Source organism: Nocardioides seonyuensis (genome assembly GCF_004683965.1).
GTDB lineage: Bacteria > Actinomycetota > Actinomycetes > Propionibacteriales > Nocardioidaceae > Nocardioides > Nocardioides seonyuensis.
The window spans coordinates 3,144,669-3,167,424 of the sequence record NZ_CP038436.1; the positions used below are offsets into that span (position 1 = coordinate 3,144,669).

General features: G+C 71.1%; 21 protein-coding genes and 1 pseudogene. 14 read left to right on the plus strand and 8 right to left on the minus strand.

Annotated features, from left to right (window positions below):
* Nucleotides 1–57: 57 nt before the first annotated feature.
* The 8 genes and pseudogenes from EXE58_RS15275 to cobU all read left to right on the plus strand — a co-directional run bounded on the left by EXE58_RS15275 (nt 58) and on the right by cobU (nt 9,970).
* On the plus strand, nt 58–2,094 hold the full coding sequence (locus EXE58_RS15275) for an NAD(+) synthase (RefSeq protein WP_135268672.1): 2,037 nt from the start codon (nt 58–60) through the stop codon (nt 2,092–2,094).
* Nucleotides 2,095–2,160: 66 nt separating this feature from the next.
* Entirely contained in the window at nt 2,161–2,781 is a 621-nt protein-coding gene (locus tag EXE58_RS15280; RefSeq protein ID WP_135268673.1) for a hypothetical protein, read from the plus strand.
* Between the two features lie 158 nt (nt 2,782–2,939).
* Nucleotides 2,940–4,285: pseudogene (locus EXE58_RS15285) on the plus strand (glutamine synthetase family protein).
* Between the two features lie 3 nt (nt 4,286–4,288).
* Nucleotides 4,289–4,999 (plus strand): type 1 glutamine amidotransferase, encoded by a 711-nt coding sequence (locus EXE58_RS15290; RefSeq protein WP_135268674.1) that lies wholly within the window; start codon nt 4,289–4,291, stop codon nt 4,997–4,999.
* A complete protein-coding gene (locus EXE58_RS15295) occupies nt 4,996–7,995 on the plus strand; it encodes a bifunctional [glutamine synthetase] adenylyltransferase/[glutamine synthetase]-adenylyl-L-tyrosine phosphorylase (RefSeq protein ID WP_135268675.1) in 3,000 nt (999 codons plus the stop codon). Before EXE58_RS15290 ends, EXE58_RS15295 begins: the two co-directional genes overlap by 4 nt.
* Before the next feature lie 56 nt (nt 7,996–8,051).
* Complete coding sequence (locus tag EXE58_RS15300) at nt 8,052–8,705, plus strand: SatD family protein (RefSeq protein ID WP_135268676.1); 654 nt, start codon at nt 8,052–8,054, stop codon at nt 8,703–8,705.
* 15 nt (nt 8,706–8,720) lie between these two features.
* Entirely contained in the window at nt 8,721–9,446 is a 726-nt protein-coding gene (locus EXE58_RS15305; RefSeq protein ID WP_135268677.1) for a hypothetical protein, read from the plus strand.
* Complete coding sequence (cobU, locus tag EXE58_RS15310; RefSeq protein ID WP_135268678.1) at nt 9,443–9,970, plus strand: bifunctional adenosylcobinamide kinase/adenosylcobinamide-phosphate guanylyltransferase; 528 nt, start codon at nt 9,443–9,445, stop codon at nt 9,968–9,970. The genes EXE58_RS15305 and cobU overlap by 4 nt, the downstream gene beginning before the upstream one ends.
* 52 nt (nt 9,971–10,022) lie before the next feature.
* On the opposite strand, the gene EXE58_RS15315 is transcribed toward cobU, so the two are convergent.
* Both EXE58_RS15315 and cobT read right to left on the minus strand, forming a co-directional pair.
* Complete coding sequence (locus tag EXE58_RS15315; RefSeq protein ID WP_135268679.1) at nt 10,023–10,799, minus strand: adenosylcobinamide-GDP ribazoletransferase; 777 nt, start codon at nt 10,797–10,799, stop codon at nt 10,023–10,025.
* Entirely contained in the window at nt 10,796–11,821 is a 1,026-nt protein-coding gene (gene cobT, locus EXE58_RS15320) for a nicotinate-nucleotide--dimethylbenzimidazole phosphoribosyltransferase (protein ID WP_135268680.1), read from the minus strand. Before cobT ends, EXE58_RS15315 begins: the two co-directional genes overlap by 4 nt.
* Nucleotides 11,822–11,863: 42 nt before the next feature.
* On the opposite strand from cobT, the gene EXE58_RS15325 reads away from it, so the two are divergent.
* Both EXE58_RS15325 and EXE58_RS15330 read left to right on the plus strand, forming a co-directional pair.
* Complete coding sequence (locus EXE58_RS15325; protein ID WP_135268681.1) at nt 11,864–12,430, plus strand: 2'-5' RNA ligase family protein; 567 nt, start codon at nt 11,864–11,866, stop codon at nt 12,428–12,430.
* On the plus strand, nt 12,423–12,626 hold the full coding sequence (locus EXE58_RS15330) for a hypothetical protein (RefSeq protein WP_135268682.1): 204 nt from the start codon (nt 12,423–12,425) through the stop codon (nt 12,624–12,626). Before EXE58_RS15325 ends, EXE58_RS15330 begins: the two co-directional genes overlap by 8 nt.
* 4 nt (nt 12,627–12,630) lie before the next feature.
* On the opposite strand, the gene EXE58_RS15335 is transcribed toward EXE58_RS15330, so the two are convergent.
* A complete protein-coding gene (locus tag EXE58_RS15335; protein WP_135268683.1) occupies nt 12,631–12,966 on the minus strand; it encodes a GNAT family N-acetyltransferase in 336 nt (111 codons plus the stop codon).
* 122 nt (nt 12,967–13,088) lie between these two features.
* On the opposite strand from EXE58_RS15335, the gene EXE58_RS19770 reads away from it, so the two are divergent.
* Nucleotides 13,089–13,688, plus strand: a complete 600-nt coding sequence (locus EXE58_RS19770; protein WP_208544040.1) for a hypothetical protein — start codon at nt 13,089–13,091, stop codon at nt 13,686–13,688.
* Between the two features lie 91 nt (nt 13,689–13,779).
* Nucleotides 13,780–14,808 (plus strand): citrulline utilization hydrolase CtlX, encoded by a 1,029-nt coding sequence (gene ctlX, locus EXE58_RS15345; RefSeq protein ID WP_135268684.1) that lies wholly within the window; start codon nt 13,780–13,782, stop codon nt 14,806–14,808.
* Nucleotides 14,809–14,818: 10 nt separating this feature from the next.
* Here ctlX and EXE58_RS15350 read toward each other — a convergent pair whose 3' ends face one another.
* From EXE58_RS15350 to EXE58_RS15370, 5 genes are read right to left on the minus strand one after another with little or no spacing between them, the layout of a single operon-like run.
* On the minus strand, nt 14,819–16,153 hold the full coding sequence (locus tag EXE58_RS15350; RefSeq protein WP_208544041.1) for a cation:proton antiporter domain-containing protein: 1,335 nt from the start codon (nt 16,151–16,153) through the stop codon (nt 14,819–14,821).
* A gap of 25 nt (nt 16,154–16,178) precedes the next feature.
* Nucleotides 16,179–17,033 (minus strand): SDR family oxidoreductase, encoded by an 855-nt coding sequence (locus EXE58_RS15355; protein WP_208544042.1) that lies wholly within the window; start codon nt 17,031–17,033, stop codon nt 16,179–16,181.
* Between the two features lie 55 nt (nt 17,034–17,088).
* Complete coding sequence (locus tag EXE58_RS15360) at nt 17,089–19,377, minus strand: catalase (RefSeq protein ID WP_135268686.1); 2,289 nt, start codon at nt 19,375–19,377, stop codon at nt 17,089–17,091.
* A 53-nt stretch (nt 19,378–19,430) separates the two neighbouring features.
* The gene (locus EXE58_RS15365; protein WP_135268687.1) at nt 19,431–20,441 is read right to left on the minus strand and encodes a 5'-3' exonuclease H3TH domain-containing protein; all 1,011 of its coding nucleotides are present in this window, start codon (nt 20,439–20,441) and stop codon (nt 19,431–19,433) included.
* Between the two features lie 27 nt (nt 20,442–20,468).
* On the minus strand, nt 20,469–21,827 hold the full coding sequence (locus tag EXE58_RS15370) for a GNAT family N-acetyltransferase (protein WP_244242249.1): 1,359 nt from the start codon (nt 21,825–21,827) through the stop codon (nt 20,469–20,471).
* A 211-nt stretch (nt 21,828–22,038) separates the two neighbouring features.
* Here EXE58_RS15370 and EXE58_RS15380 point away from each other — a divergent pair, with 211 nt between their 5' ends.
* Nucleotides 22,039–22,545, plus strand: coding sequence for a DUF2975 domain-containing protein (locus tag EXE58_RS15380; RefSeq protein ID WP_135268688.1), 507 nt, complete (start codon nt 22,039–22,041; stop codon nt 22,543–22,545).
* Nucleotides 22,546–22,749 carry a helix-turn-helix domain-containing protein gene (locus EXE58_RS15385; RefSeq protein WP_135268689.1) on the plus strand — a complete coding sequence of 68 codons (204 nt, stop codon included), beginning with the start codon at nt 22,546–22,548 and terminating at the stop codon, nt 22,747–22,749.
* The last annotated feature ends 7 nt before the right edge of the window (nt 22,750–22,756 follow it).

Consider the following 22,756-nt stretch of genomic DNA (forward strand, 5'->3'; position numbering starts at 1 on the left):
GAGGCTCGCTGCGCTCGCACCTCAACCAGCGAGGCGGGACTTCCCTAGAGTGGCCGGGTGGACTTCTACTCGGCCTATGCCCAGGGATTCGCCCGCGTCGCAGCCGTCACGCTGCCCGTGACCCTCGCCGATCCGGCCGCGAACGCCGCGACCCTGCTCGAGCAGGCACGCGCCTGCCACGAGGAGAGCGTCGCGGTCGCGGTCTTCCCCGAGCTCTGCCTGACCGGCTACTCCGTGGACGACCTCTTCCTCCAGGACGTGCTCCTGGACGACACCCTCGTGGCGGTGCAGGAGATCGTCGAGGCGAGCGTCGACCTGATGACCGTGCTGGTCGTCGGCGCTCCGCTCGTCCACGGCAACCGTGTCTACAACTGCGCCGTCGTCATCCACCGCGGACAGGTCCTCGGGGTGGCCCCGAAGGCGTACCTGCCGAACTACCGCGAGTTCTACGAGAAGCGCTGGTTCGCGGCGGGTGACGACACGGCGGGCGAGTGGATCGAGATCGCCGGGCAGGACGTGCCGTTCGGACCGGACATCCTCTTCGACGCCACCGACGTGGAGGGGCTGCGGCTGCACGTCGAGGTCTGCGAGGACATGTGGGTGCCGGTGCCTCCCAGCGCCCTGGCTGCGCTCGCCGGTGCGACCGTGCTGGCCAACCTCTCCGCCAGTCCCATCACCGTTGGCAGGGCCGAGGACCGCAGGCTGCTCGCCCGCAGCGCGAGCGCACGCTGCCTCGCCGCCTACATCTACACGGCCGCGGGCCAGGGCGAGTCCAGCACCGACCTCTCCTGGGACGGCCAGACCATGGTCTACGAGGTGGGCGGGCTCCTCGGCGAGACTGACCGCTTCCCCGAGGGCGCCCGTCGTACCGTCGTGGACGTCGACCTCGACCTGATCCGCCAGGAGCGGTTGCGGCAGGGCAGCTTCGACGACAACCGTCGCGCTACGCAGAGCGAGGCGTTCCGCGTCGTGGAGTTCGAGCTCGACCCGCCCTCCGGGGACATCGGCCTGAGGCGCAAGGTCGACCGCTTCCCCTTCGTGCCCGACGACCCCGCCCGGCTCGAGCTCGACTGCTACGAGGCCTACAACATCCAGGTGTCGGGGCTGGAGCGCCGTCTCCAGGCCATCGGCGACGTCAAGCCCGTCATCGGGGTCAGCGGTGGCCTCGACTCGACCCACGCGCTCATCGTGGCCTGCAAGGCGATGGACCGCCTGGGTCGCCCGCGCAGCGACGTCCTGGCCTTCACGATGCCGGGGTTCGCGACCGGCGAGCGGACCAAGGGCTACGCGACGCGGCTCTCGGAGGCGCTCGGTGTCACCTTCGAGGAGATCGACATCCGCCCAGCCGCCGAGCAGATGCTGGGCGACATGGGCCATCCGTTCGCGCGCGGCGAGAAGGTCTACGACGTCACGTTCGAGAACGTGCAGGCCGGCCTGCGCTACGACTACCTCTTCCGCCTTGCCAACCAGCGAGGAGGCATCGTCGTCGGGACCGGTGACCTCTCCGAGCTGGCGCTCGGCTGGTGCACCTACGGCGTCGGTGACCAGATGTCGCACTACTCGGTGAACTCCGGGGTGCCCAAGACCCTCGTGCAGCACCTGATCCGCTGGGTCGTCTCCCACGGCGAGCTCGACGACGCCTCCAACGAGCTGTTGACGGAGATCCTCACGCAGGAGATCACGCCGGAGCTGGTCCCCATCGAGGAGGGGAAGAAGCCGCAGGCGACGCAGGACTCGGTGGGTCCCTACAACCTCCAGGACTTCACCCTCGCCTGCGTCGTGCGCCACGGCTACCGCCCTCGCAAGATCGCCTTCCTGGCGTGGCACGCCTGGCGTGACGCCGATGCGGGGGAGTGGCCGCCGGGCTTCCCCGAGGACGCCCGGGTGTCCTACGACCTGGCCGAGGTCCGCACCTGGCTCGAGCTGTTCGTGAGGCGGTTCTTCGCCAACCAGTTCAAGCGGTCGGCACTGCCCAACGGCCCCAAGGTCTCGGCCAGCGGCACGATGAGTCCCCGCGGCGACTGGCGGATGCCCAGCGACGCCCGGGGGACGGCCTGGCTCGCCGAGATCGAGCGGGACGTGCCCGAGGCCTGAGGTCGACTGCAACCTCCGTGGCGCCTGCCGCGTCTTGGGGGAAGACACTCACACGGAGGAACTCTGATGGACGTACGACGACTCACCTCGCTGGCCGGCGCTGCGACGCTGGCCGCACTGCTCGCCCCGGCCCTGGCCGGACCTGCCGCCTCTGCGGGGACGGAGGGCGCGGACCACGCTCGCCAGTCGGCCGCGCGGACCACCCTGACGTTCGCGGTCGAGGACTGCGAGGGTTGCGAGGTGCAGCTCATGCAGGCCCGCGAGACGCTCGACGCCGACGTGGTGCACACCTGGGCCTCGGGCTCGCGCACCGTCCACGACGGTGAGGTGACCTTCCGCCTCGCGCCGCGTCGTACGAACGGCATGTCCGTCACCGTGCGCGCCCCCTGGGAGGGGCACACCGGCTACGCCACGACGGTGGCGTGGCGCTACAACGGCGAGCAGGTCGGCGATCCCGTCACCCTCGAGGAGGCAGTCACCAAGCGACGCGCCTCCGCGTGCTGGGAGGGCACCCGCCGCCGCAACCTGACCATCCCGTTGGTGGTCGAGGAGGTCGAGGTCAGGGGCGTCCACCGCCGGGTGCCGGGCAGCATCGCCTTCGTCCCGACCACGCAGAGCTGGCTCGAGCCGATGCGGCGGGTGTGGGACGGGGTGCTCGGCTCGCAGGACGTGAACATCTGCCGGTGACCCGTGGTCTCGTGACAGGACTTCGTCCTTCCTCGACCAGCGGCGGGGTGGACGTCTGCCTTCCTGGACCAGCGGCGGGGTGGACGTCGGCCTTCCTCGACCAGCGGCGGGGTGGACGTCGGCCTTCCTCGACCAGTGGCGGGGCCTAGGCTGCTCGCATGGGTAAGCAGGAAGACTTCGTACTCCGGGCGCTCGAGGAGCGCGACGTCCGCTTCGTGCGGTTGTGGTTCACCGACGTCCTCGGCTTCCTGAAGTCCGTGAGCGTCGCCCCGGCGGAGCTGGAGAACGCCTTCGACGAGGGCATCGGCTTCGACGGCTCGGCGATCGAGGGGTTCGCCCGCGTCTACGAGGCCGACATGCTCGCCCACCCGGACGCCTCGACCTTCCAGATCCTGCCGTGGCGCGGTGGGGAGGACGGCGGGCCGGCGACGGCGCGGATGTTCTGCGACATCGTGATGCCTGACGGCAGCCCGTCCTACGCCGACCCGCGCCACGTGCTGAAGCGGACGCTGTCGCAGGCGGCCGACAAGGGCTTCACGTTCTACACCCACCCCGAGATCGAGTTCTACCTGTTCAAGGACATGCCCGGGAAGGGTGAGGAGCCGCGCCCCGTCGACCGCTCCGGCTACTTCGACCACACCGCCCAGTCCCGTGGCTCGGACTTCCGCCGTGACGCCATCACGATGCTCGAGGCGATGGGCATCTCGGTGGAGTTCAGTCACCACGAGGGCGGCCCCGGCCAGCAGGAGATCGACCTGCGCTACGCCGACGCGCTCACCACTGCGGACAACATCATGACCTTCCGCACCGTGGTGCGTGAGGTCGCTCTCGGCCAGGACATCTGGGCCAGCTTCATGCCCAAGCCCTACACCACCCATCCCGGGTCGGGGATGCACACGCACGTCTCGCTCTTCGAGGGCGACCGCAACGCGTTCTTCGAGGCCGGCGCGGAGTACCAGCTGAGCCGGACCGGTCGGCAGTTCATCGCCGGCGTGCTGCGCCACGCCAGCGAGATCAGCGTCGTCACCAACCAGTGGGTCAACTCATACAAGCGCCTGCTGGGGGCGGCGAGGCACCCTCCTACGTCTCGTGGGGGCACAACAACCGCTCCGCGATGGTCCGCGTCCCGATGTACAAGCCCAACAAGGGTCAGTCGACCAGGGTGGAGCTGCGCACGATCGACGCGGCGTGCAACCCCTACCTCGCCTTCGCCGTGGTGCTGGCTGCGGGGATGAAGGGCATCGAGGAGGACTACGAGCTGCCCCGCGAGGCCGAGGACGACGTGTGGTCGCTGACCGAGCGCGAACGCAAGGCGCTCGGGATCTCCCCCCTGCCCAAGAGCCTGTGGGACGCGATCAACATCGCCGAGGACTCCGAGCTGCTGGCCGAGACGCTCGGCGAGCACGTCTTCGACTTCTTCCTGCGCAACAAGCGCGCCGAGTGGGAGGAGTACCGCACGCAGGTCTCGGCGTTCGAGCGCGACCGGATGCTGCCGGTGCTCTGAGCCGTGGCCCGCATCGCCGTCGTCGAGCACCAACCGACGTGCCCCCCTGCCCTGCTGGGGACCTGGCTCCGGGACGCCGGCGCCGAGCTGGACGTCGTACGTCCCCACGCCGGTGAGGCTCTCGGTGCGCTGGCGTCGTACGACGGCGTGGTCGTCCTCGGCGGCGAGATGAGCGCCGACGACGACGCCACGGTGCCGTGGCTCGGACCCCTCAAGGAGCAGCTGCGAGCGCTCGTCGCGGCGGAGGTGCCGCTGCTGGGCATCTGCCTCGGCCACCAGCTCGTCGCGGTGGCGCTGGGCGGGCGTGTCGAGCCCAACCCGGCGGGCCAGACGGTCGGACTGCAACCCGTGGGCTGGGTCGCGGGCGTCGAGGACGACCGGTTGTTCGCTCCCCGACCAGGCGCTCGGGTGCTGCAATGGAACAACGACATCGTGGTGGAAGCCCCCGACGGTACGACGACGCTGGCCACTGCGCCCGACGGCAGCCTGCAGGTCGCGCGGTTCGGTGTGGCCGCCTGGGGGACCCAGGCCCACCCGGAGGTGGACCTTCCGGTGGTCAGGCGCTGGGCCGAGACCGACTACGACGACCACAGGCTCCGCGGGATTGACCAGGAGGCCGCGCTGGCAGAGCTCGTCGAGGCGCGCGATGACCTGGCCCGTGACTGGCAACCTGTGGCCGAGCGCTTCGTCGAGCTGGCGGGCGGCCGGTCGTGACCACGGCGGGACAGCTCGTGCGGGTCGGCTTCGTCGACGGGGCGAGCGCCCTGGAGCGGCTGGCCGCGCTGGGCGAGCCCGGCGCGGACCTGGTGCCCGTCCTGGCCCAGGCGGCCGACCCGGACCTGGCCCTGCACGGCCTCCTGCGGCTGGTCGAGGCACTGGACGACGACGAGGCCGGCAGCGGTGGGGCGATGCTGCGTGAGCTGGCCACCGACGGCGACGCCGCCGATCGGCTGGTGCGGGTGCTCGGAGCGAGCCAGGCACTGGCGCAGCACCTCGCCCGGCACCCACAGCAGTGGCGCGAGCTGAAGGACCCGACGCTGGCCACCACGCGGCCCCCGGCATTCGCGGTGCGGTCCGGCTTGATGCGGGCTGTCGGGGCCGACCCGTGGGCCGCCGTGCCGATCGCCACCCTCGCCGACGCCGAGGCCGTCGACGCGCTCCGGGTGGAGTACCGACGGGTGCTGCTGCGCCTCGCCGCGCGCGACCTGGCCCACGACGTCGGTCTGGACGATGCAGCCGCCGAGATCTCCGACCTCGCCGCCGGGACGCTGGACGCTGCGCTGGCCGTCGCCCGGGCGCGGGTCGGCGAGACCGCGACCTGTGCCCGACTGGCTGTGGTCGCCATGGGCAAGTGCGGGGGTCACGAGCTCAACTACATCTCCGACGTCGACGTCATCTTCGTCTTCGAGCCGGCCGAGGGCCACGACGACGCGGGCGACGGCGGCAACGGGACTGCGCTGCGAGCGGCCACGCAGCTCGCCTCCCAGCTGATGCAGGTCTGCTCGGACCACACCGCGGAGGGGACGATCTGGCCGGTCGACGCCAACCTCCGGCCCGAAGGATCCCGCGGCCCACTCGTCCGGACGCTCGCCAGCCACCAGGGCTACTACGAGAAGTGGGCCAAGACCTGGGAGTTCCAGGCCCTCCTCAAGGCGCGACCGGTGGCCGGCGACATGGACCTGGGCCAGCAGTACGTCCAGATGATCGCGCCCATGGTGTGGAGCGCGGCCGAGCGCGACGGCTTCGTGGGTGACGTGCAGGCCATGCGACGCCGGGTGCTCGACAACATTCCCAAGGACCAGGCGGAGCGTCAGCTCAAGCTGGGCTCCGGTGGCCTGCGCGACGTGGAGTTCGCCGTGCAGCTCCTCCAGCTCGTGCACGGGCGGGCCGACACCTCCCTCCGGGGCGGTGCGACCCTGAGCGCGCTCGCTGCCTTGACCCGTGGCGGCTACGTCGGCCGTCGGGACGGTGAGGCGCTCGCGCAGGCCTACGCCTTCCTACGGCGGCTCGAGCACCGGATCCAGCTGTTCGCGCTGCGCCGCAGCCACGTCGTGCCCGAGGACGAGCCCTCCCTGCGTCGACTCGGCCGCTCGCTGGGGCTGATGTCCGATCCGGCCGCTGCCCTCGAGAAGGAGTGGCGCCACCACCGGCGCGAGGTGCGCCGGCTGCACGAGAAGCTGTTCTACCGCCCGCTGCTCGGTGCTGTCGCCAAGCTGCCCGGCCCGGACGCGCGGCTCTCGCTGCAGGCTGCCGAGGAGCGCCTGGCGGCACTGGGGTACGCCGACCCCAAGGCTGCCCTGCGACACCTCGAGGCCCTCACCAGCGGCGTCTCCCGCACCTCCGACATCCAGCGGACCCTGCTGCCCGTGCTCCTGGAGTGGTTCGCCGACGCGCCGGATCCCGACGCCGGGCTGTGGGGTTTCCGCCGGATCAGCGAGTCCCTCGGCCGCACGCCGTGGTACCTCACGATGCTGCGTGACGAGGGGCAGGTCGCCCAGCGGTTGGCGACCATCCTCGGCACGTCGCGCTACGCCACCGACCTGCTGGAGCGGGAGCCGCGCGGGGTCAAGATGCTGGGGGAGTCCCTCGAGCCCCTCTCAGCGGAGGCGCTCCTGACCGAGATGTCGGCGGTGGCCGGACGTCACGACGACGCCGAGGACGCCGTACGCGCTGTCCGTGCGGTCAGGCGCCGAGAGCTGCTCCGCATCGCCGCCGGAGAGCTCGTCGAAGGCACCGACATCGAGGTGGTCGGGCGGGGCCTGACCAGGCTCACCGACGCCACCCTGCAGGCCACTCTCGACATCGCGATGGAGGCCGTGCGTGCCCAGCGCGGACTGGCCGAGGCGCCCACCCGCATCGCGGTCGTGGCGATGGGGCGCTACGGCGGCTTCGAGCTGTCCTACGGCAGCGATGCCGACGTGATGTTCGTGCACGACCCCGTCGAGGGCGCGGAGGCGCAGGTTGCAGCGTCCTTCGCCCAGGCGGTGATCGGGGAGATCCGTCGCCTGCTCGCACTGCCCGCCACGGACCCGCCGCTCGAGGTGGACGCCGACCTCCGCCCGGAGGGCAAGGGCGGGCCGATGGTCCGCACCCTGGAGTCGTACGCCGCCTACTACGCCAAGTGGTCGCACGTGTGGGAGTTCCAGGCTCTGCTGCGTGCCGACCCCGTGGTGGGTGACGAGGGGGTGCGCGCGCGTTTCATCGAGCTGATCGACCCCCTGCGGTTCCCGGTCGATGGCCTGAGCGACGACGACATCGTGGAGGTGCGCCGCATCAAGGCCCGCGTGGACGACGAGCGGCTGCCGCGCGGCGCGGACCCGCACACCCACCTCAAGCTCGGTCGCGGCGGCCTGGCCGACGTCGAGTGGACCGTGCAGCTGCTGCAGATGCGCCACGCCGGCCGGGTCGAGGGACTCCGCACCACCCAGACGCTGCCCGCCCTGGAGGCGGCGGTGAAGGCCGACCTGATCACCGCGGAGGACGCTGCGACGCTCGCCGAGGCGTGGCGGCTGGTGAGTCGGGTGCGGAACGCCGTCACCCTGGTGCGCGGCAAGGCCGCCGACCAGCTGCCGCGGGATGCCCGCGAACGGGCGGCGGTCGCGAACGTGCTCGGCTACGCGCCGGGATCCACTGACGGGATGCTGAACGACTACCTGCGTGCCACCCGCCGTGCGCACGGCGTGGTCGAGCGAGTGTTCTGGGACGAGTGAGGAAGGTCAATGCTTCACTGCTGGACAAATGAAGTTCTTCACTTCATTCTTGAAAGATGAAGCCGACAGCTCATCCCGCGGGCGTGGTCGCCACCCTGATCGGGGACCTCATCGCGTCTCGTACGTCGCTCGACCGCGCCCGGCTGCACACCCACCTGGACCAGGTGCTCGGCGAGGTCAACGCCATGACCTCGCCCGTCCGGCCCCTGTGGATCACTGCCGGTGACGAGTTCCAGGGAACCTTCCCCGACGTGGGGAGTGCCGTGCAGGCGTCGCTGCTGATCCGCGTGCGGTTGGCACCCGGGCAGGACGTGCGTCACGGGATCGGCTGGGGCGCCACGGCCGTGCTCGATGCTCGCACAGGGGTCGAGGACGGGCCCGGGTGGTGGGCGGCGCGCGCGGCGATCGAGGCGGTCGAGGAGGCCGAGGGGAGTGCCGGCACGCGCTCGCTGCGTACCGCCTACCGGCTGGCCGAGGGCGCGGAGGGTCCGGACCCGCGCCTGGTCAACGCGGCCCTGGTCCTTCGGGACGAGCGCGTCACCGGCCTGTCGGCCAGGTCGATGTCGGTGCTGCGTGGTCTGCTGTCGGGTGAGACACAGCGAGTCCTGGCCGAGGCACTCGGCATCAGTCCCTCCGCGGTGTCGCAGCGTGTGCGAGCCGACGGGCTGGCGGCGCTGGTCCGCGCACACGAGCTGATGGGAGAGGTCTGACATGGGAGGGGAGCGATGAGCTGGCTCGGAGTGCTCCTTATCGGGCTCGCCGCCACCGACCTGACCCACTCCGTGTGGCACGTGCGGGCGCTCCCGCAGCTCGTCGGGGTCGCGAGCGCGCTCCTCGTGGCGCTGGCCGCGGGCCTGACGACTGGTCGGGATCTCGCCGCCCTGTCGGTCGTCGCCCTGCTCGTGGTCCTGTGGGGCGTCACGGTGACAAGGGGCTTCGGGCGGGGGCCGGTGTGGCTGCCCCTGGTGGTGCTCGGCCTCGCGATCTGTCTGGGCGTGGGCTTCTCCGGAGCGGCCACTCCGGCGGCGGGAGCGCTCGAGTCGTGGCTCGACGGGGTCGCCGTGCCACTGCTCCACGGCCTGTCGGCCGACCGGTTCCTGCTCCTGGTGGGAGCCTTCGGCGTCCAGCTCTCCACCGGCAACGTGATCGTCCGGCTCGTGCTCAAGGTGACCGGGACCCTCAACCCCATGCGGGACGGCTCCATGCCGCCCACGCCGATGAAGGGCGGCAGGCTCCTGGGCCCGCTCGAGCGGGTCTTCATCCTTGCGCTCGCCCTGGCGGGCCAGATCACGGCAGCCAGCATCGTGGTGGCCGCCAAGGGGTTGCTGCGGTTCCCCGAGCTGTCCTCGCGCGGCGAGCAGCACCACGTCCACCAGATGACCGAGTACTTCCTCGTCGGGTCGTTCGTGTCGTGGCTGGTCGCCCTCTCGTCCCTGGTGGTGCTGGTGTGAAGGTCCTGGTGACCGGGGGAGTGCGCTCGGGAAAGTCCCGTCACGCGGAGGCGCTGCTGGCAGACCGCACGGCGTGCTACGTGGCCGCGGGTCCCGTGCCGGACGTCGAGACCGATCCCGACTGGGTCGCGCGGATCCGGGCCCACCGGGCCCGCCGACCCGCCTCCTGGACGACCCGGGAGTCCACTGACCTGGCTGCGGAGATCGACACCGCGGACAGGGCGGTCCTGATCGACTGTCTCGGCACCTGGCTGACGGCGGTCATCGACGAGGCGCAGGCCTGGGAGAGCCCCAACGACGACGTCCTCGCGCTGGTCGAGGACCACCTGGTGACGCTCATCGACGCGCTGGAGCGAAGCCCCCACGACGTCGTGGTCGTCACGAACGAGGTCGGGTTGGGAGTCGTGCCCGAGCACCGGTCGGGCCGGCTCTTCCGCGACCTGCTCGGCACGGTCAACCAGCGGGTCGCGACCGCGTGCGACGAAGTCCACCTCGTCGTGGCAGGCCGGGTCCTGCGGCTCTGATCGTGGTGTGTCACAGCACCGGCGGGGGCCGCGAGAGCCGACAGGCCCCGGGTCAGAACCCCGGCTGCACGGAGACGGAGACAAGCAGCACCATCAGCGCCACCTCCACGCAAGCACCCAGCACGTCGCCGGTGACGCCGCCGAGACGTCGTACGCAACGAAAGAGCAGGAGCAGGACCGCTGCCACCATCGCGAGCCAGCCTGCCACCCCGATCCACGGCGAGCCGTCGAGGTGCAGGGCCAGCCCGGCGACGGCTGCGGCGGTCAACGCGACGACGGCAGCGACCAGGGGCCCGACCGAGCCGATGTGCAGGGCACCCAGGCCGTCGGGTCGAGCGGGCGGGACACCCCGCACGCACGCGAGCGTCAGGGCACTGCGCGAGACCACGACCAGCAGTCCGAGGACCAGCCAGCCGTGCTCGAGAGGAACCAGTGCCGACGCTCCGGCGGCCTGCAGGCTGGCGACGAGGACGATCGCGAGCACGCCGGCCGGACCGATGTTCCCGAGCCGCATCACCTCCAGGGAACGAGTGCGGTCGTAGGACGCCGTCAGTCCGTCGGCGGTGTCGGCCAGGCCGTCCCAGTGGAGCGCCCGCGTTCCGAGCGCAAGCGTCCCGACGACGGCGTACGACGTCACCAGCGGCGCCACGTCCAGCCACTCGCCCAGGAGGCACACCCCGGCCACGGCGAGACCGAGGGGCACCGCGGCGATCGGCGCCAGCGCCATCGCGGCGCCCGCGACACCTCGGTCGACACGGGTCGGTGGAGGCACCCGCAGGACCGTGAGGGTCCCGGTGGCCAGGAGCCAGCCGTCGCGCAGTCGCGTCACAAGATCTCTGACAGCAGCGCGACGTCGCGCATCACGGCGACCGCCGAGCGCAGCATCGGCACGGCAGCCACCGCGCCCGAGCCCTCGCCCAACCGCATCCCCAGGTCGAGCAGCGGCTCGAGCCCGAGCGCCTTGAGGGCGTGTGCCTGCGCCGGCTCGGTCGAGCGGTGACCTGCGACGAACCACGCCGCAGCGCCCGGGGCGACACGGTCGGCGGTGAGGGCACAAGCGACCGACATGAGTCCGTCGAGCAGGACGGGGACTCCGGACTCGGCCGCAGCGACGAGGAACCCGACGGTCGCAGCGAGGTCGGCGCTGCCCATCGCGGTCAGCGTCTCCAGGGGGTCGTCCACGCGGTCGCCGGCGCGGACCAGCGCAGCCGCGACGACGTCGCGCTTGTGGGCCCAGGTGGCGTCGTCGATGCCGGTCCCGCGCCCCACGACCTCGTCGGCCCCGAGGCCGAGCGCTGCAGCCACCAGGCACGCCGCCGGGGTGGTGTTCCCGATGCCGAGATCGCCGGACATGAGCAGCTGGGCGCCGGCAGAGATCTCCTCGCGCGCGACCCGGCGACCCAGCTCGAACGCCGCTGCAGTGTCGGTGGGGGAGAGCGCATCGGTCAGGTGCAGTGCTCCGGAGGAGCGCCGCAGCTTGTGGGCACTGACCTCGGGGGGCAGGCCGGGAACGTCGCCGTCGACACTGACGTCGAGGACCCGGACGTGCACTCCATGGGCCTGCGCGAGCGCGCTGACCCCGGCCCTGCCCGCGACGATCGTGCTGACCATGGCGGCGGTGACGGCCGGAGGGTAGGCAGACACCCCGTGCTGGGCGACGCCGTGGTCGCCCGCGAACACGACGAGCCGTACGTCGTCGAGCGGCTCGGGCGGGCACGCTCCCTGCGCGGCGCACAGCCAGACGCCGAGCTCGCCGAGGCGACCCAGGGCCCCCGGCGGAGTGGCAAGTCCGGCCAACCTCTCGGCGGCAGTGGCGGCGATGGCGGCAGAAGGCGGCGTCAAGGAGTCCATGAGGGGCAGCAGCCTATCCGCGGGCATGGGAGGCTCTCGTGCGTGCCCGGCCACTCCGTCCTGCAGCTCCCGGTCGCCGCGCTGGAGGACTGGGTGGTGGCCAGGACCGGGCACTACGACACCGGTTTCGTCTCCGCCGACCCGCGTTTCGCCCACGCGCACATCACCGCGCTCGGCCCGTTCGACCCGAGCCCGGACGAGTCGACCCTGACGCGGATCGAGGGGATCGCCGCTGCGACACCGCCCATCGCGACCCGACTCGCCGAGCTCGCGCAGTTCCCCAGCGGCATCATCCACCTGCGACCCGACCCGGACCTCGAGCTGCGCGCACTCACCGATCGGCTCGTGGAGGCCTTCCCCCAGTTCGTGCCGTACGGCGGGCGCTTCGGCCCCCGGGTCGACCCGCACCTGACGCTGGACGCCGCGAGCGAGGTGGTGTCGATCGACTCCACCAGGCGGCTCCTGGGTGGGCTCGTCCCGGTCTCGTGCACGCTCACGACGCTCCAGCTGGCGTGGTGGGAGTCGGGGGCGTGCCACGTGATGGCCGAATGGGAGCTCGGAGCGTCCCCGCGGTTGGGCCCGGCATGGCAGGATCAGCGACATGGCTGAATGGGCGCACCTGGAGATCAACGTCGACGACGACGGCAACGTGGAGGTCAGCGGCTACAACGCCGACCCCGAGCGGCTGGTCGAGGGCGCCGAGACGTGGGAGGAGCTGATCTCTACGCTCGGCGGCAGCGGCTGGGAGATGGTGCAGGTGGTTCCCGGCCCCGAGACCACCTACTGGTTCAAGCGGCAGCTCTGACCGCTCACCGCCCCGGCACGGCGGCCAGCGCCTCCGGGGTCGCGGGGACGACGAGGTCGTCGTACTCCGGTCGCGAGGAGACGAACTTCTTCACGTAGGCGCAGACGGCCACCGCCTGGAGGCCCTCAGCGCGTGTCGCGTCGAGTGCTTCGCCCACGAGCTTCCCGGCCAGCCCGCGGCCGCCGTAGGCCTCGTCGACCTCGGTGTGGAACAGCACGCGCTGGACTGGCTCCCCGTTGCCGGGGTCGTGGTCGACGAACTGCAGACGACCCACCGACTTCTCGTCGACGTGGACCTCGAACTGGTCGGACGTGGTTGACCTGGTCACCGAGTCGCTCATGGCTTCGATGGTGCCACACGGTTGCGTAGGTCACGGGTGGGTACGGGGTCAGTCGAGGGACGGCGCCTGTCGTTCTCGGGGGGCTACTCCATCGTGGAGGAACCATGAAGAATGTGTCACGAATGATGAAGCAAGCAGTCACGGCAGGGGTGCTGGGTCTCGCGTTGGTGCTCGGGCTGGCCACGTTCGGCGCAGGCAGCGCTGCCGCGATCAGCTCGGAGCGTCCGGTCGTCGGCAAGTCCGACGTCGGCAAGATCACCAGCCAGGTGGTGGGCCGCACCTCGGACGGTGACCGTGTCCGGGGCACCTTCACACCGATCAAGGTGATCGAGCGCGACGGAGCGCTGATGATGAAGGGCTTCCTGCGCGGGGTCGTCGTCGATGAAGGCCCCAACACGAAGTTCTCCGGCGTGAAGAACATCCCGATCAAGAAGATCGGTGGCCAGTCGGTGACGAGCGCACGGATGGCAGCGGGCGCCGGTGCCTGCGACATCCTGAACCTCGTCCTGGGGCCCCTGGACCTCAACATCCTGGGGCTGGAGATCCGTCTCCAGCGAGTCGTGCTCGACATCGTCGCTGTTGCCGGTGCCGGGAACCTGTTGGGCAACCTGCTGTGTGCTGTTGCCGGTCTGCTCGACGGCGGCGGCCTGCTCAGCGGACTGCTGGGACAGCTGCAGACGCTGCTGAACCAGATCCTCGGCGCCCTCAACCTGGGCGTGTGAGCTCCGAGCGGCCCGCTGCGCCCTGCGCGCAGCGGGCTGCCGCGGAGGGGTGTTGACGCCGTACGGTCCCGGGATCGTCTAGCCTCCGTCCGTGAGCGCACAAGCACCTTCCACCGTCATCCTGATCCGCGCCGAGAAGTTCACCCCGAACCCGGCCACAGCCGCTGACAACGCCTTCCAGGCGGACGTGCCCGCGGGGCAGTCCGACGACGTCACCTCGGCCAAGGCTCTGGCCGAGATGGACGCCCTCGCCGACGCGCTCCGCGAGGCGGGCGTGCGGGTGCACGTCTTCGCCGACGAGGACCACACGCGCCCCGACAGCGTCTTCCCCAACAACTGGCTCTCGACCCACGCCGGGGGCTACGTCGCGGTATACCCCATGTACGCCTCCAACCGCCGCCACGAACGCCGCCACGACGTGTTGGAGATGCTCAAGTCCAGCTACCGCGTGCAGTCGATCATCGACTACTCCGGCCTGGAGCCCGACGGCGTCTTCCTCGAGGGCACCGGTGCGATGGTGCTCGACCACGTCTCGCGGGTGGCCTACACCGCGCGCAGCTACCGGGCCGACACAGCCGTCCTGGAGCGGTTCTGCACCGACTTCAACTACGAGCCGATGGCCTTCGACGCGATCGACTCCGCCGGGGTGCCGGTCTACCACACCAACGTCATCGCCTGCGTCGGCACCGACGTCGCCATGTTCGCGCTGGAGATGATCCCCGACGTCCGACGGCGTGCCCAGGTTCGAGAGCGGCTGTCCGTCAACGGGCGCAAGGTCGTCGAGCTCACCGAGGCGCAGGTCCGTGAGTTCGCGGGCAACGCCGTGGAGCTGTGCGGCCGCACCCCGGACGGCCGACGCCGCTACATCATGGCGATGTCGGCACGTGCTCGCCGCAGCCTGCGCCCGGACCAGGTCGCGGCCATCGAGGAGTCCTGCGAGATCGTGGCCGTCGACATCCCGACGATCGAGCTGGCTGGTGGGTCGGTGCGGTGCATGATCGCGGGCGTGCACCTCGACCGCAGGCCCGAGGAGCACGAGCTCACGGAGGCGGTCGAGGCGATCAACGAGGACCACCCGGTCACCCCCGACGGTCGCTACGTCGCCATGGCAGACGCCTGAGCGAGCCGGGTCAGCGACGCGCCTCCTCCTGTGCCTCGATCCGGCGCATGACGGGCGTGGCGAGCACTCCGTGCACCACGACCGAGAGCACGATCGTGAACGCCACGGTCGCCCACAGCCACGCCTCCACCGTCGTCTGGAGGACCCCGACGGCGTAGGCCAGGTAGAAGATCGAACCGATGCCGCGGACGCCGAAGAACGCGACCGCGCCGCGCTCGGCGCGGGTGAGTCCGCCGGGCTCCGCAGCAGGCCGGGGCCAGGCCGAGAGCGCCACCCACCCGGCCAGCGGCCTGATCACGAAGACGAGTGCGAGCCCGATGGCAGCACCCCACCACGTGAGCTCGCCGAGCAACCCGTGACCGAGGGCGATCCCGAGGTAGAGCAGCGCCAGCAGGGTCAGCAGCAGCTCCAGGCGGGCGATCATGTCGTGCATGTTGCGATGGTGCGGGTGGTTGCGCTCGGCTGCGCGCAGCGTCATCGCGCAGGCGAAGACGGCCAGGAATCCGTAGCCTTGCAGCACCTCTGCCGCGCCGTACGACGTCAGCAGCGCTGCGAGCGCGAGCAACGGAGCGCCGCGCTCGGCGATCCTGGTGAGCTCGGACTTCCGTCGGAAGTACAGCTTCCCGAGCAGGAAGCCGACCAGGACTCCGACGGCCACGCCCACGAGCACGCGGAGGACCAGGTGGAAGCCGACCCACTCGGCCAGGCGCGACATGCCGCTGCCCTCTGCGGCCAGGACCAGGGCGGCGTAGACGAACGGGAAGGCGAGGCCGTCGTTGAGCCCGGCTTCCGAGGTGAGCGCGAATCGCACCTCGCTGCGTTCCTCGTGGCCGCCGCCCTCATCGGGGCCGGCGTCCTCCGCGGGCACGTCGCCGCCTGCCTCGACGTCGGGGCCGCCGACCTGGACGTCCGAGGCCAGGACGGGATCGGTGGGGGAGAGCGCTGCGCCGAGCAGCACGGCGAGGGGCAGCGAGAGCCCGCCGACGAGCCCGAGGGCTGCGACGCCGAGGACCGAGAGCGGCATGGCGATCGCCAGCAGCCTCCACGTGGGCGACCAGGTGCGCAGGCTCGCCGCGTCCCTGAGCCGCAGCGGTCTGTCGATCGCCAGGCCCACGCCCATCAGGGCCATCAGGACGGCGAGCTCGGTGACGTGCTCGATGACCGCGCGATGCTCCCGCATGTCGAGCGGCATGCCGTCGGTGATCGGTGACAGGCCCAGGAGGAGCCCGATGGCGAGCAGCACGATGGGCGAGGAGATCGCGACGCGCTGCACCAGCGTCGGCACGATCAGGGCCAGGACCAGCGTGACCCCCGCGACGAGGTAGGCCAGGTCTACGCCTGACACGTGCACCCGGCGCCCCCGGTCGGCCTCACAGGACCGGCCGCCCGCCGGTGACCGCCACCCGAGCGCCGGACACGTAGCTGCCCTCGTCGGAGGCGAGGAGCACGTAGACCGGCGCGAGCTCGGCCGGCTGGCCGGCACGTCCCAACGGCGTGTCGGCCCCGAACTCCGCGACCTTCTCCGGTGGCATCGTCGAGGGGATGAGGGGCGTCCACACCGGCCCGGGGGCGACGCTGTTGACGCGGATCCCCTGCTTGCCCAGCATCTGGGCGAGGCTGGCACAGAAGTTGGCGATGGCCGCCTTGGTGGCGGCGTACGGCGCGAGGGTGGGGTTGGGGTTGTCGGAGTTGACCGACGAGCTGCCGATGATCGAGGAGCCCGATCCCATGTGTGGCACGGCGGCCTTGCACAGGTGGAACATCGCCGACAGGTTCGTGGCGATCGTGTGGTCCCACTCCTCGTCCGGGATCTCCTCCAGCGACTCCCTGGTCATCTGGTAGGCCGCGTTGCACACGAGCACGTCGACGCGGCCGAGCTCTTCGACGGTCCGGGCGATCAGGTCACGGCAGTGCTGGGGGTCGGAGAGGTCGCCCGCGACCACGACGGCGCGACGGCCGGCCTCCTCCACGTAGCGCGCGGTGTCGGCGGCGTCGTCGTGCTCCTCCAGGTAGGAGATGACGACGTCGGCGCCCTCCCGGGCGTAGGCGATCGCCACCGCGCGGCCGATGCCACTGTCTGCTCCGGTGATGACCGCCACCTTGTCGGTGAGGCGCCCGTGCCCCTGGTAGCTGTCCTCACCGCAGTCCGGCTCCGGGTCCATCCGGGACTGGATGCCGGGCGGCTCCTGTTGCTGGGCTGGCCGCTGCTGGGATTCCTCGCTCATGCCCCTGCCGGTACCCGTGCACCGGCAGGGCATGCCACGAGGCACGCGAGTCGGCTCAGGCCTCGACCATGAAGCGCTCCCACGCCCGGTGTAGCCCCATGGCCTCGAACAGGTCCGCGACGACCGCGTCGACGTCGTCACCGAGGGCGACGCCCGGCTGGTCCGCCTCGATCCCGAGCGCGCCGAGCGCTTCCCGGCCAGCACCCCAGGCCCCGATCGCCTTGGCGTGCCGCCACGCCTCGGAGAGGAGCAGCACGACCCTCGGGTCGAGCGCTCCGGTCGAATCGGCACCGCTCTTGGCGTCGCGCAGTGGCATCGCATCCGGCGCCGGCGCGGGAGCACCCGCGACGAGCACGGCGTCGTACTCGACGGAGCGCGCTGTGAGGAAGGTGCGCTGGACCGTGGTTCCGCCCACCTCGCCGCCGCGAGCCGCGATGACCAGTGGCACCATCCCCGCCGCGAGGACGGCGCGGCGGGCGGCGTCTACGCCCTCGAGATCACCGTCGGCGTCGACGACGATCCCGACCGTGCGGCCGTCCAGCGGCCAGCTCCGTCCGACCTGCGACAGCGCGGGGCTGGGATCCATGTCGAGCACCTCGGTCGCGTCGGGCGCCGGAGCAGGAAGTCCCAGCCCGAGGGCCACCTGGGCGCACAGGTCGGCGTCGATGGCGGCCAGCGCGCGAAGCTGGCGCTCCTTGACCGCCTGCTCGTAGCACTTGCCGAGCTCGAAGGTGTAGGCGCGGACGATGTGCTCCTGCTCGACGGTCGTCATGCTGCGCCAGAAGAGCCGCGCCTGGCTGAAGTGGTCGGCGAACGAGGCCGGGGCCTCCCGCACCTTCGAGGCGGCCGGCACCTGCACCGGCACGTCGAGGAACGCGGTGTCGGTGCCGGCGTGGAAGGGGCAGCCGCCGTCGAGGGAGTTGGGGCGGTACGGCGCCGCGCCGGCGTGCACGCCCTGCTGCATGTAGCCGTCGCGCAGCATGTCGTTGACGGGGGCGTGCGGCCGGTTGATCGGGATCTGGCCGAAGTTCGCGCTGCCGAACCGGTTCAGCTGCGTGTCCAGGTAGGAGAACAGCCGGGCCTGCAGGAGCGGGTCGTCGGTCACGTCGATCCCCGGCGGCAGGTGTCCCACGTGGAAGGCGACCTGCTCGCTCTCGGCGAAGAAGTTGGTGGGATTGGCGTTCAGCGTCATCAGCCCGATCGGCTGCACCGGCGCGATCTCCTCGGGCACGAACTTGGTGGGATCGAGCAGGTCGATGCCCTCGAACGTCTGCTCCGGCGTGTCGGGGAAGGCCTGGATGCCCAGCTCCCACTGGGGGAACGCGCCCGCCTCGATGGCGTCGTAGAGGTCACGGCGGTGGAAGTCGGGGTCGATCCCGTTGAGCATCTGCGCCTCCTCCCACGTCAGGGAGTGGACCCCGAGCCGGGGCTTCCAGTGGAACTTCACCAGCGTCGTGGCGCCCTCGGCGTTGACGAGGCGGAACGTGTGGACCCCGAAGCCCTCCATCGTCCGGTAGGAACGCGGGATGCCGCGGTCGGACATGTTCCACATCGTGTGGTGCTGGGCCTCGGTGTGCAGGGAGACGAAGTCCCAGAACGTGTCGTGGGCGCTCTGCGCCTGCGGGATCTCCCGGTCGGGGTGGGGCTTGGCCGCGTGGACGATGTCGGGGAACTTGATGCCGTCCTGGATGAAGAACACGGGCATGTTGTTGCCGACGAGGTCGAACGTGCCCTCCGCGGTGTAGAACTTCGTCGCGAACCCGCGGGTGTCGCGCACCGTGTCGGCCGATCCGCGGGAGCCCAGGACCGTCGAGAAGCGGACGAAGACCGGGGTCTCGACGCCCTTGCCGAGGAACGCGGCCCGACAGAGGTCGTCCGCCGCGCCGTACCCCTCGAAGACACCGTGGGCGCCCGCACCACGGGCGTGGACGACGCGCTCGGGGATGCGCTCGTGGTCGAAGTGCATGACCTTCTCGCGCAGGTGGTGGTCCTGGAGGAGCGTCGGTCCGCGGGGCCCCGCCTTGAGGGAGTGGTCGGTGTCACGGAGCCGCGCACCCTGGGCGGTCGTGAGGTAGGCGCCCTGCTGGCCCATCGCCTCCGCCGGGACGTCGGTGTCCGCCCCGGTGGGGGTCCTCCTGTCGGGTGCCCCCTGGTCGGGCTTCGGGGGCAGTGGCTCGCGGGGCTCGGTCGGCTCCTCGAGGCTCGGTGGCTCGCTGCCAGGGGCTCCGGGCACCGGGGGCTCCATCAGCTTCTCTGCCTTGTCGGCGACCTTGCCGGCCGCCTGCGCGGCCTTCGACGTCATGCTCTTCGCGGCTCCGGTGAGCCCGTCGGACTTCTCTGCCATGGGATGTCCCTCCGAGAGTGGCTGGAGAGGGCACGTACCCGAGTGGCGAGGTCTCAGTCCCACGTGGTGGCAGTGGATGCCGGGGTGGCGGTGAGCACCTTGAGGGCGAGCTCGGTGGTGGCCGCGACGCCGAGGAAGTCCATCACCCGGCGGACGCGCTCGGGGTCGAGCGGCAACAACCCGGGGGAGCCCGGGACGTCGGGCGTGAGCCCCAGCTCGAGATCCTCGCGGCCGGCCATGAGGGCGAGGTTGAACTCGTAGCGCTCGCGCGCGCCGGTGGCGCTGAGACGTCGTACGGCACCAGCGCCGAGGCGGCGCGCTCCCGTCTCGGCCGCCCAGCCGTCGAGCGCCTCCACCAGCGAGCGGCCCTGGTCGTGCTCGAGGTCCGCCCACACGGCCTCCATGGAGCCGGCGACCTCCAGGAGCAGTGCCGCGGACTTCTCGCCGATCCCGGTGACGCCCGGGAGGTTGTCGCTCGCGTCGCCGCGGAGTGCGGCGTAGGCGAGGTAGTTGTCGGCCGAGACGCCGTACATCGCGTGCAGGCTGCGGCGGGTGAGGAGGGGAGAGCCGTGGATGCCGCCGTCGATCAGGCGCAGCACCCGGGTGTCGTCGCTGATGTGCGCGAAGGCGTCGCGGTCGGAGGTCACGATGACGCACTCCCACCCGTTCTGCGTCGCCCAGGCGGCCGCCGAGGCGTTGACGTCGTCGGCCTCCAGGCCCGCGGGGGTGAGGGTGGCCAGACCCAGGGCGTCGAGGAGGGCACCGGATCGCTCGAGCTGGTCCACGAGCTCGGGGTCCTTGGGTGCGCGGCCGGCCTTGTAGTCGGGGTAGCGCTCCCGACGCAGCGACCCGCTGCGGTCGTCGAGACCGAAGACCACCGCGTCGGGCGAGAAGGCGTCGATCGACTCGATGATCTGGCGCACCATGCCGTGCAGGGCCCACGCCGGGCGTCCCGAACGATCCAGGAGCCGCGTGCCCTTGCGGGCGTGGTGCTGCCGGTGCAGCAGCGACGGCGCGTCGACGGCGAGCAGCAGCCTGGGCACGGGGCTGAGTGGCTCGGGCATGGGAACCCAGCCTAGGTGCCGCGGGAGTCAGAGCGTGACGGCGAGGTTCACCCAGGTGGAGGCGACCTCCATGCCGACCTTCTCGTAGAGCCCGCGCGCGCCGGCGCGGGTGTCCGTGGAGAGGTAGCAGCGGACGGCTCCGTGCTCGCGGGCGAGCCTGAAGGCGTCGACGAGCATGGCAGGAGCCAGGCCCCGGCCACGGTGGTCCGGGCGTACGGCGATCCTGGCGACGTAGCCGCCGTCGCCGGCGAGGAACACGTGCGTCGCACCGACCACGTCCCCGTCGGCGGTGGTGAGGAGGCGCAGGTTCCACGGCTCGAAGCCGGGCCGTCCCCACACCTTGGCACCGAAGTCCGCCATGCTCATCCGCTCGCGCTCGGACCACTCGAGGAAGCAGTCCTCGATGAGCTTCCAGGCGGATTCCCGGTCGGCCTCGGCATCGTCGCGGATGGTGAAACCCTCCGGCAGCGGACGAGCACTGATCTCGCGGTCCGGTGGCAGCTCGAGGTCCCACGCCGTCCAGCGCTCCTCGTAGCCGAGATCCCGCATCAGCCGCTCCGCCGCCGATCCCTGCGGTACCTGCGTCCCGATCCGCGTGGAGCCGGCGGCGCGCGCGGTCGCCTGCAACCAGCGCGCGAGCGCCGTACCGATCCCGCGGCCCTGGTAGGACGGCAACACCGCCGTGTAGGCAACGTCGGCATCGCTCAGGTCGCCGTAGGCGACGAGCCGGTCTCCGTCGAAGACACCGACCGTGCTCGCGGTGATGTCGTAGCTGGGTCGCCGCCAGTCGGCCACCACGTCCTCGAGCGTCATCTCGGGCTCGCCGAGGTCGACGACCTCCTCGGCGGCGATGACGGACAGCACCGCCGGGGCGTCGTCGAGGGTGAGGGCGCGGGTGGTCAGGCCGGCAGGCAGGTTGTCGATGGGGTGCATGGGTCCGATTCTGTGCGGAAGGCCTTGCCGGTGTCTTGTGGACCGCTTGCGCGCAGAGGCACTCCACGCAATCAATGGGTTGCGTGTGCGGCCAGCCAGGCGTCGGGACGTGGGGCACCGGACCTCGGATGCCCGCTCCGCGAGCCTCGCCTCGTAGTGCTGCATCTCCCATGCGAGGTCGATGGCCGTGCGCACAGCGGCAGGCTCTGCTCGATGGAGATAGGCCTCGACCTTGTGGTGTGCCTCCATTCGAGGCGGCACGCCGAAGCAGTCCGGATAGCGCTCGAGCAGCGACTCTCGCTCACTGAGCGGAACCCGGATCACCAACGTGTCGGGGTCGTGCAGGCGCATGACCAGGCGGTCGTCGACGTACCACGCAGGACGCGACGCCGTTCCCTTGCGCTTGACCCGGGGGAGCGACTCGGCGTAGCGGGAAACCTCTTCCAGTCTCACCCGTTCACCGTAGGCGTGCGTGGGCGTCACACTCGCAGCCGTGCCCCGTGTCGATCGGACCCGGAAGGATCTGCCAGCAGGCGTCAACCTCACGGGGAGGTCCGGCGAACCTGAACGGTGGGCGACTGGAGGCACGAAGCATAGGGCCAAGTTGCGCGATCTATCGTGAAACGATAGATTGTCATCGACGAACGACATAAAGGAGTCGATAATGAGCAAGTGGGCAACCAGGGCGCTGAGGGCGGTCATCGCCATCGCGCTGGTCGGGTCGGTGGTGGTGCAGGTGGGCATGGTCGCGCTGCTCTGGCTCGACACGGACGAGCCGCCGACCGGCATCGGAGTCTCGCTCGTGGTGATCGGCGTCCTGGGCGTCCTGATGCTGCAGGTCGTCGCCGTGTGCATCTGGCGGCTGCTCACGATGGTGGGCAGGGGGACGGTGTTCTCCCACGCCGCCTTCCGGTACGTCGACATGGTCATCGCCGCGATCGGTGCCGCCGCGGTGCTGGCATTCTCGGTCGCCGTGGTGGCCAGGTTCGCCAACCACGCGACGCCCGGTGACGAGGTGGCCCCGGGTCTCGTGGGCCTGATCTGCGGACTCGCCCTCGTGGTCGCAGGCGTCGCACTCGTGGTCTACGTGATGAGGACGCTGCTCGCGCAGGCCGTCGCGCTGGACTCCGAGACCAAGGCGCTCAAGTCCGAGCTGGACGAGGTGATCTGAGTGCCGATCATCGTCGACGTCGACGTGATGCTCGCCAAGCGCAAGATGGCGGTCGGCACGCTCGCCGAGCAGGTCGGGATCACCCCCGCCAACCTCGCCGTGCTCAAGAACGGCCGGGCCAAGGCCGTGCGCTTCACCACCCTCGAGGCGTTGTGCGAGGCGCTCGACTGCCAGCCCGGCGACCTCCTGCGCTGGGAGCCCTAGGGTGCCC

Coding starts and splice junctions, on each gene's coding strand:
- EXE58_RS15280 (WP_135268673.1), top strand. CDS start 2,161: ATGGACGTACGACGACTCACCTCGCTGGCCGGCGCTGCGACGCTGGCC.
- EXE58_RS15300 (WP_135268676.1), top strand. CDS start 8,052: ATGAAGCCGACAGCTCATCCCGCGGGCGTGGTCGCCACCCTGATCGGG.
- EXE58_RS15305 (WP_135268677.1), top strand. CDS start 8,721: ATGAGCTGGCTCGGAGTGCTCCTTATCGGGCTCGCCGCCACCGACCTG.
- cobT (WP_135268680.1), bottom strand. CDS start 11,821: ATGGACTCCTTGACGCCGCCTTCTGCCGCCATCGCCGCCACTGCCGCC.
- EXE58_RS15330 (WP_135268682.1), top strand. CDS start 12,423: ATGGCTGAATGGGCGCACCTGGAGATCAACGTCGACGACGACGGCAAC.
- EXE58_RS15335 (WP_135268683.1), bottom strand. CDS start 12,966: ATGAGCGACTCGGTGACCAGGTCAACCACGTCCGACCAGTTCGAGGTC.
- EXE58_RS19770 (WP_208544040.1), top strand. CDS start 13,089: ATGATGAAGCAAGCAGTCACGGCAGGGGTGCTGGGTCTCGCGTTGGTG.
- EXE58_RS15355 (WP_208544042.1), bottom strand. CDS start 17,033: ATGAGCGAGGAATCCCAGCAGCGGCCAGCCCAGCAACAGGAGCCGCCC.
- EXE58_RS15360 (WP_135268686.1), bottom strand. CDS start 19,377: ATGGCAGAGAAGTCCGACGGGCTCACCGGAGCCGCGAAGAGCATGACG.
- EXE58_RS15365 (WP_135268687.1), bottom strand. CDS start 20,441: ATGCCCGAGCCACTCAGCCCCGTGCCCAGGCTGCTGCTCGCCGTCGAC.
- EXE58_RS15380 (WP_135268688.1), top strand. CDS start 22,039: ATGAGCAAGTGGGCAACCAGGGCGCTGAGGGCGGTCATCGCCATCGCG.